At 48.9% G+C, this 7993-nt stretch carries 8 protein-coding genes; all 8 read left to right on the plus strand.

Annotated features, from left to right (window positions below; translation table 11 throughout):
• On the plus strand, window positions 1-998 hold a 998-nt coding region (locus QF669_09545), incomplete at its 5' end, for an adenylate/guanylate cyclase domain-containing protein (GenBank protein MDP6457673.1).
• Between the two features lie 88 nt (window positions 999-1086).
• On the plus strand, window positions 1087-2646 hold the full coding sequence (locus QF669_09550) for a bifunctional response regulator/alkaline phosphatase family protein (protein MDP6457674.1): 1560 nt from the start codon (window positions 1087-1089) through the stop codon (window positions 2644-2646).
• Window positions 2643-3086: a tRNA (adenosine(37)-N6)-threonylcarbamoyltransferase complex ATPase subunit type 1 TsaE gene (tsaE, locus tag QF669_09555; protein ID MDP6457675.1), complete on the plus strand. Its 444-nt coding sequence runs from the start codon at window positions 2643-2645 to the stop codon at window positions 3084-3086. The genes QF669_09550 and tsaE overlap by 4 nt, the downstream gene beginning before the upstream one ends.
• The gene (tsaB, locus tag QF669_09560) at window positions 3067-3732 is read left to right on the plus strand and encodes a tRNA (adenosine(37)-N6)-threonylcarbamoyltransferase complex dimerization subunit type 1 TsaB (protein MDP6457676.1); all 666 of its coding nucleotides are present in this window, start codon (window positions 3067-3069) and stop codon (window positions 3730-3732) included. Before tsaE ends, tsaB begins: the two co-directional genes overlap by 20 nt.
• A 358-nt stretch (window positions 3733-4090) precedes the next feature.
• Window positions 4091-4933: an acetyl-CoA carboxylase, carboxyltransferase subunit beta gene (accD, locus tag QF669_09565; GenBank protein MDP6457677.1), complete on the plus strand. Its 843-nt coding sequence runs from the start codon at window positions 4091-4093 to the stop codon at window positions 4931-4933.
• Window positions 4926-5705, plus strand: a complete 780-nt coding sequence (surE, locus tag QF669_09570) for a 5'/3'-nucleotidase SurE (protein ID MDP6457678.1) — start codon at window positions 4926-4928, stop codon at window positions 5703-5705. Before accD ends, surE begins: the two co-directional genes overlap by 8 nt.
• On the plus strand, window positions 5692-7236 hold the full coding sequence (guaA, locus tag QF669_09575; GenBank protein MDP6457679.1) for a glutamine-hydrolyzing GMP synthase: 1545 nt from the start codon (window positions 5692-5694) through the stop codon (window positions 7234-7236). The genes surE and guaA overlap by 14 nt, the downstream gene beginning before the upstream one ends.
• 43 nt (window positions 7237-7279) lie before the next feature.
• Window positions 7280-7993, plus strand: a 714-nt coding sequence (locus QF669_09580; protein ID MDP6457680.1) for a class II glutamine amidotransferase, incomplete at its 3' end; no start/stop codon positions are given.

Raw genomic sequence — 7993 nt, forward strand, 5'->3', positions numbered from 1 at the left:
TTGTACCCGTGGTGGCACCTATCTTCGGGGTCTTTGCCACTTATATTGGGAATGTTCTCTATCGATTCATCGTTGAGCAGAAAGACAAGCGTTTCCTGAAGAGCACGTTCGGCACCTACGTCTCCCCAGAGCTTATTGACCGAATGTATGAGGAGCACCAGGAACCGAAGCTGGGCGGCGAAGCGGGCTACCACACGGCATTTTTCTCCGATATCCAAAGCTTCTCAGCCTTTTCAGAAGTTTTGGAGCCGGAACGGATGGTGGCTCTTATGAATGAATATCTCACAGAGATGACCGATATACTTCTCGCCCGGCGGGGTACATTGGACAAATATATTGGCGACGCTATCGTTGCCTTTTATGGAGCGCCGGTGCCGGTAGAGGATCATGAACTGCTGGCGTGTCAGACGGCCCTCGACATGGAGGCGCGGCTGGTTGAACTACGCCAGAAATGGATGTCAGAAGAGGAGTGGCCGGATATTGTTCACGATCTGCGCCATCGGGTGGGTCTGAATAGTGGCAACATGGTGACGGGTAACATGGGTTCAAATATGCGAATGAACTATACTATGATGGGTGATACGGTCAATATTGCTGCCCGGCTTGAAGCGTCCGCGAAGCAATATGGTGTCTATATTCAAGTGGCTGAAAATACCTATGAGAAAGTGAAGGAAGAGTTCGAGTGGCGCTTTCTGGATAATGTTAGGGTGAAGGGAAAAAAGAGGCCTGTCACAGTCTATGAACTTCTTGCTGAAAAGGATAACCTTGACGAGGTGCACTCAAAGGTGGTGCCGATTTTTCACGAAGGGATTGACTATTATAACAACCAGAAATGGAAGAAAGCTCAAGCGGCATTCGAGGAGGCGGAGAAACTGGAAGACATGTTTTCTCGTCGGCCTGCCAATCCGAGTAATATATATGTTGGTCGGTGTGAATTCTTCAAGGATAATCCTCCCGGCGATGATTGGGACGGTGTCTGGACACTCACCGCAAAGTGATCGCCCCTCTACTTCGGGAACTTCTTCCAGAATCACATCTACTGCCGGTGAACAGTCGATGCTGATCAAGAAGAGGAGTTAGAGTAAATTGCGCGGACGAATTCTCTGGGTTGATGACGAGATAGAACTGCTGAAACCTCATATTCTCTACATGGAGGAAAAAGGTTACAGCGTTGAAACAGTTACCAACGGTAGAGATGCGGTCTCGAGTATTAGCGGCAGTCGGTTCGACCTCGTACTCCTCGATCAGATGATGCCCGGGATGGATGGCATCGCTACCTTGCATGAGATCAAGGAAGTGAACCTCGCAATTCCCATTATCATGATAACAAAGAACGAGGAAGAGTGGCTGATGGACGAAGCTATATCCGCAAAGACTGCCGGCTACCTCACCAAACCTGTCAACCCCAGTCAGATCTTCCTCGCCTGCAAAAAGATAATGGAAGAAGAACAGATCCTAGAGCAGAGGACAGCTTCCGGCTACCTCAAAGACTTTCAGGAAATCGAAGCTGCTCTGGCGACAGAACTGGATGCTGACGACTGGTGGAAGCTCTACCTGAGGATCGTCCAGTGGCAGATTGAAATGGGTGAAAGGAAAGATCTTGGATTATCTGATACACTTGATGATCAGCTTAAAAGTGCCAATCGGAAGTTCACTCAGTTCATTTCTGAAAATTATGAACGCTGGCTCCAGTCCGAACCCGGGATGCGGCCGATTACTTCAGTGGATGTTATAACAGATTTCGTCCTGCCGCATCTGAAGACGAAAAAGAAAGTCTTCTTTCTCCTCGTGGACTGTTTCCGCCTCGATCAGGCGCTCACTATTCTGTCGGACATTCAGCGCTATTTCGATGTTGAATATGACTACCATCTATCACTGTTGCCCTCGGCAACACCCTTTTGCCGCAATGCCATATTCAGCGGGGAATTCCTGTCTGACTTAAAAGATAAAACACCCAGGCTGTGGCAAGACATGATAAAGGATGAAACGAGCATGAACCGGTTTGAACCGGATCTCCTAAAAAGGTTGCTAAAGAATCTGACAGGTGAAGATGTCCCATTTGTCTATCGCAAAGTCAGTGTAGCAAAAGAGGGCAGAAGTTTCCTGGGCCATCTTAAGGAATATATGGATACTCCCCTGATCACACTTGTGGTTAATGCCGTTGATCTGTTAACCCACCATCGCGCAAAGTCGGATATCCTGCAGGAGATGATAGCCGATGAATCCGGATACCGCTCGACAGTTAAAACGTGGTTCGCTAACTCGTGGCTGCTCGACGTCTTACGGACGCTAAGTGATTCAGACTATACTGTAATTCTCACTTCGGATCACGGCAGTGTTAGAGTAAAAAAAGGAGTGCGCGTACGGGCTGATCGGGAGACGTCCTCAGGAGTTCGCTACAAGTACGGCAAGAATCTCAATTGTTCCGATAAGAACGCTATGGTGGTAAAGCGCCCGCCGCAATTTAAACTGCCGGAAATGATCACAGGTACCAATTATCTGATCGCCAAAGATGACGTCTATTTTGTCTATCCAACTCAGTACAGGAAATATCTGCATCAATTTGAGGAAAGTTTCCAACACGGCGGCATTTCAATGGAAGAGATGCTTGTTCCGACCTTTACTCTGAAAAGCAGGTTAGCGTGATTCATACGTCTACCTCTGGATCGCCCGAAGAGACGGTGCTGTTGGGCGCGGAGCTGGCCGCTTCACTTGAGCCGGGTGATGTGGTGGCACTTTCGGGAGAACTCGGCAGCGGTAAAACTACCTTTGTACAGGGATTAGCACGGGGGTTGGGCGTGGCGCAGTTTGTCAATTCTCCCACTTTCAAGATTGTCAATGAGCTGGAGGGGCGGATCCCCCTTTATCATCTTGATTTCTACCGCATAAATTCGGAAGAGGAGTTGATCAATCTAGGTATTGAACACTACCTGTTCAGCCGGGGAGTTGCGGTGATTGAATGGGCCGATCGTTATCCGCACTTCCTCCCAAAGGATGCTTTCCGCGTAGAGATAGAGTGTCCCGAAGAAACAAGTCGCAAGATTTCCATTAACCATCCCACTCACCGTGAATCTGTTAGCTATTGAAACAGCAACCTCTGTCTGCGGCGTAGCCCTTTTTTGGGAGGATAAACTTCTTGATCTCGAGGAAGCCGAGCTGGAAAAAGAGCATGCTGAAAAACTTCCCCAGTTTTACCGTGAAGTCATGCTGAGAAACAGTTTTCACTTGAAGGATCTTGATGCTATCGCTGTATCCATAGGCCCCGGTTCCTTTACCGGTCTGCGTATCGGACTCAGTTTTGCAAAAGGTCTCGCTTTTGCCGTGGATCTTCCTCTTGTCCCCGTGCCGACCTTGATCACACTCGCTTCGGGGGTGGAAACTGGTGATGCAAGAGTGAGGTCAGTGTTGCGGTCACACCGAGACTATATCTATTACCAGGATTTCTCCATGGAGGAGAACACAGCTACGGAGATGGGAATACCACTTTCCTCTCTTTGGGATGAAATGCTGCAGGAGGCCCCAAATGGTACCCTCATATGCCACTATGGTTGCAGCGAATTGATTGCATCACGTCCCGGTGAATGTTACTATAAAGCGATAACTCCATCGGCCGCCCGTGTGGGTGAGTTGGCGATTCGTAGTATTGATGCATGGCAACAAAAGGATTTCCGTACTCTGGAGCCAAACTACATCTCTCACTTCAGAGTCGGGAGCAGAAAGAAAGCAGTCTGATTGCTGGTAAGTTCCAGAAAATGAAGAAGGCAGATTTTGAATTGTAATGCTGATCAAAGCCCTGTACAACTAAGTTTTTTAATTGGTAGACCGCCCCTCTTTCCCTTCCATAGCAAAGAGGGGACGAAGAGGTGGTCTGAAGCTTGAGTGAAGGCTTGCTCATCCGTACGCCTCCTTGTTATACTGACAGGGCAAGGTTCTTCGCTGGGAGAAGGCGGACAAATTGTAATTACCCCGCTATAAAAATGACGGGGTAAATGTCTGGTGTAAAACAGTCGTTTTTAGATAGAACTGTATCGGAATTGGGGGGAGTACCTAATGTTGGAAAATAACTCTATAATGGTCAAATTGCTTTGATATGAACGCTTGGTTCAAAAGGCAGAGACAGAAACTCAGCACAGACCCGAAGAAGGCCGTTCCTGACGGATTATGGGAGAAATGTACTGAATGTGAGGAGATTCTTTTCCGGCGTGAACTGGCCAGGACCATGTGGGTCTGTCCAAAGTGCCAGTATCATTTCCGTCTGAACCCGAAGGACTATCTCGACATCATCTTTGGCACGCATGCGTACGAAGAACTGAATCCCCACCTCAGGTCCGGTGATCCTCTTAAGTTCAGGGCCAACAAGAAGTATACTGATCAGATTAAGGCAGCCATGGCTAAGACCGGTACGTCGGATGTTCTCACTACTGTGGTTGGTCCGCTCGGTAATTACCGGGTAGTGGTGGGTGTGATGGATTTTTCATTTATAGGCGGGAGTATGGGTTCGGTTGTGGGTGAAAAACTGTCCCGTGCCATCGATTATGCTATTAAAGAAGAACATGCAGTGATCACTGTATCAGCCTCCGGTGGCGCAAGAATGCAAGAAGGAATCTACTCTTTGATGCAAATGGCAAAAACTTCGGCTAAGCTGGCACGCTTTTCTCAATCCGGAGGACTACACATCTCACTACTCACGGATCCAACAACAGGCGGTGTAAGTGCAAGCTACGGTATGTTGGGGGATGTTATCTTGGCCGAACCCGGCGCTCTCATCGGATTCGCAGGACCAAGGGTGATAAAACAGACGATTGGAGAGGATCTTCCTACCGGTTTCCAGCGGGCCGAGTTTCTGCTCGAAAAGGGTTTTGTTGACCGGATAGTTAGCAGGAAGGAGTTACGCGACGTGTTGATAAAAATTATGAACTTTGCCTATGCCTGAGTCGACCATCCTGATTACCAATGACGACGGTATCCATTCCAAAGGGATTCTCGCCTTACAGCAGTCAATGAAAAATCTAGGCCGCACTGTTGTGGTGGCACCGGAGACAGAGAAGAGCGCAGTGGGACATGCCATCACAATATCAGATCCTATCAGGATTCGTGAGATCACGAGGGGGGATAGCTTTGCTGGTTATGCTGTTGGTGGGACACCTGCCGATTGCGTCAAGCTCGGCGTTAAGGCGCTTCTGGATAATTGCCCTGATCTTATCGTATCGGGGGTCAATCGCGGCGCTAACGTAGGCATGAGTATCATCTATTCAGGTACGGTATCAGCCGCCACGGAAGGTGTAATTCTGGGGGTGCCGTCAATCGCTGTCTCTCTTGATACATGGGTAGATACTGACTACAGCTATGCGGCTGAAGTTGCGTATGAGTTTGGTTCAATTGTACTCCGCAACGGCCTGTCATCCGGCACAGCCCTGAACATCAACGTTCCTGATTTAGAAAAGAAAGCGATCAAGGGAATTCGATTGACGAAGCAAGGCGACAGCTATTACGAAGAAGCTTTTGACAGACGCATAGATCCGCGACAGAGAATCTATTACTGGATGGACGGCCGACTGGTTGAATCTGAAGAAAATCTGGATCTGGATGATATCGCCTTGAGAGAGGGTTACGTATCTGTCACACCTCTGCACTACAACCTGACTGATCACCGCTGTCTGACCGAACTGGATAAATGGAGTGTATTTAAGAATGACATCCGATAGAGAAACCGTCCTCATCGTAGATTTTGGTTCCCAGTACACGCAGCTTATTGCGCGCCGGGTACGCGAGAACAATGTCTATTCAGAAATCGTGCCGCATAAGGTCTCTTTCTCCGATGTGAAGACGGTAGATCCCGTAGCAATTGTCCTTTCGGGCGGTCCATCCAGCGTCTACGCGGAAAAGGCGCCCCGTTTCGATGAAAACCTGCTCGATATGAAGGTTCCCATCCTCGGTATATGCTACGGGCTTCAACTGCTGGTGGATCATTTCGGGGGAGAAGTGCACTCCAACAGTCAGGGGGAGTATGGTTTTGCCACCATCAGCCACGACGCTTCCAGCCGTTTGCTGGATGGCGTGTCAAATAACACGCAGGTCTGGATGAGTCACGGCGACATTGTTGACAGCGTCCCGGACGGCTGGATTGTAGCGGCAAAATCCGCCAATCAGATTATCGCCGCAGTCGAACATTCGGCACGGCCTATATTTGGTACCCAGTTTCACCCCGAAGTTGCCCATACAGCCGAAGGGATCAAGATCCTCACTAATTTTCTTTTTAATATCACCCGGTGCCGCGGCGATTGGACATCCGCATCCTTTGTTGAAGAGACAGTAGCCGATATCAGGCAGACGGTAGGAGAAAAAACTGTAATATGTGGCGTGAGTGGCGGTGTCGATTCCGCCGTAGCGGCAAAATTGCTGCATTCAGCTATCGATGGCCACTTGAAAGCGGTATTCGTCGATCACGGTCTTCTCAGGAAAGACGAAGGTAGATACATAACTGACACACTCCAGCATGGGTTGGATATTCCCATTGAGTGTCACGATTATTCAGATCAGTTCCTGGCTAAACTGAAGGGTGTGACAGATCCTGAGGAAAAGAGAGCTATCATCGGTGAACAATTCATCCGTGCCTTCGAGAAAGTTGCCGAGTCGCACAAGGGTGCTGATCTTCTGGCTCAGGGCACTCTTTATCCCGATGTCATCGAGAGCGGAGGAGTTCTCGGTACCGCTGATCTGATTAAATCGCATCACAACGTGGGTGCTCTTCCTGCGGACATGACTTTCGACTTGATTGAGCCCCTACGGGAACTTTTTAAGGACGAGGTGCGTGAAGTAGGGAAAACACTCGGTATCTCGGATGCAATTCTCGGTAGACATCCATTTCCGGGGCCCGGCTTGGCAGTCCGTATCATTGGTGAAATCACAGCTGATCGATTGACTATGCTGAGAGAAGCAGATGCGATCTTCATCCAAGCTTTGAAAGATAGGGGTATTTATGACGACATATGGCAGGCGTTCTGTGTGCTGGTGCCTGTGAAAACTGTGGGAGTTATGGGAGATCAGAGGACATATGCCAATCTTATCTCATTGAGGGCTGTCACAAGTCTTGATGGTATGACGGCTGATTGGTACCGGATGCCATATGAAGTTCAGGCAGAAATTTCCAATAAAATTGTCAATTCGGTCAAGGGTGTCAACCGAGTGGTTTACGATATCAGTTCAAAGCCTCCCAGCACTATCGAATGGGAGTAAGGTTAACGGGGAATAATCGGAAAACAGCTCAGGAGATTCAGATATGTGCGGGATTATAGGATATATTGGTCATCAGGATTCTGTCCCTATCGTGATTAAGGGGTTGAAGCGGCTGGAATACAGGGGTTACGATTCGGCGGGAATCGCCACCGTTGACTCGACCGGAGTTAAAATTGTAAAGAATGAGGGTAAGGTAGCTCGTCTGGAGAAGAACGTGGACGAGTCGACCTTGCGGGGTAATATTGGGATAGGTCATACACGCTGGGCCACTCACGGCGCCCCCAGTGATACCAATGCGCACCCTCATTTGGACGAGACAGGCAAGATTGCCCTTGTTCATAACGGCATCATCGAAAACTACGATTCTCTGCGCAAGCTACTGGAGAGGGAGGGCGTAAAGTTTGAAACTGAGACGGATACAGAGGTCTTGGTTCAACTGATTGGTAGATTTTATCACGCTGACGAAATGACTTTAGCCGAAGCCGTTCAGGCAGCACTTCAGGATGTTGTTGGCACCTATGGTATTGTGGTGATCAGCGCTGACGAACCCGATTCCTTGATTGCGGCTAGGATGGGAAGTCCGCTGGTTCTCGGTATCGGCGAAGAAGAGTTTTTTCTCGCTTCTGATGCTTCGCCCATTATACCCCACACTCGTAACGTTGTTTATCTTGATGACGGCGATCTCGTTGAAATCAACAAGAGCAATTACGAAGTCCGCCGCATCGGAGACAATAAGCCCGTGAATAAAGTTATTGAA

The sequence above is a fragment of the Candidatus Neomarinimicrobiota bacterium genome (assembly GCA_030743815.1).
GTDB lineage: Bacteria > Fidelibacterota > Marinisomatia > Marinisomatales > S15-B10 > UBA2146.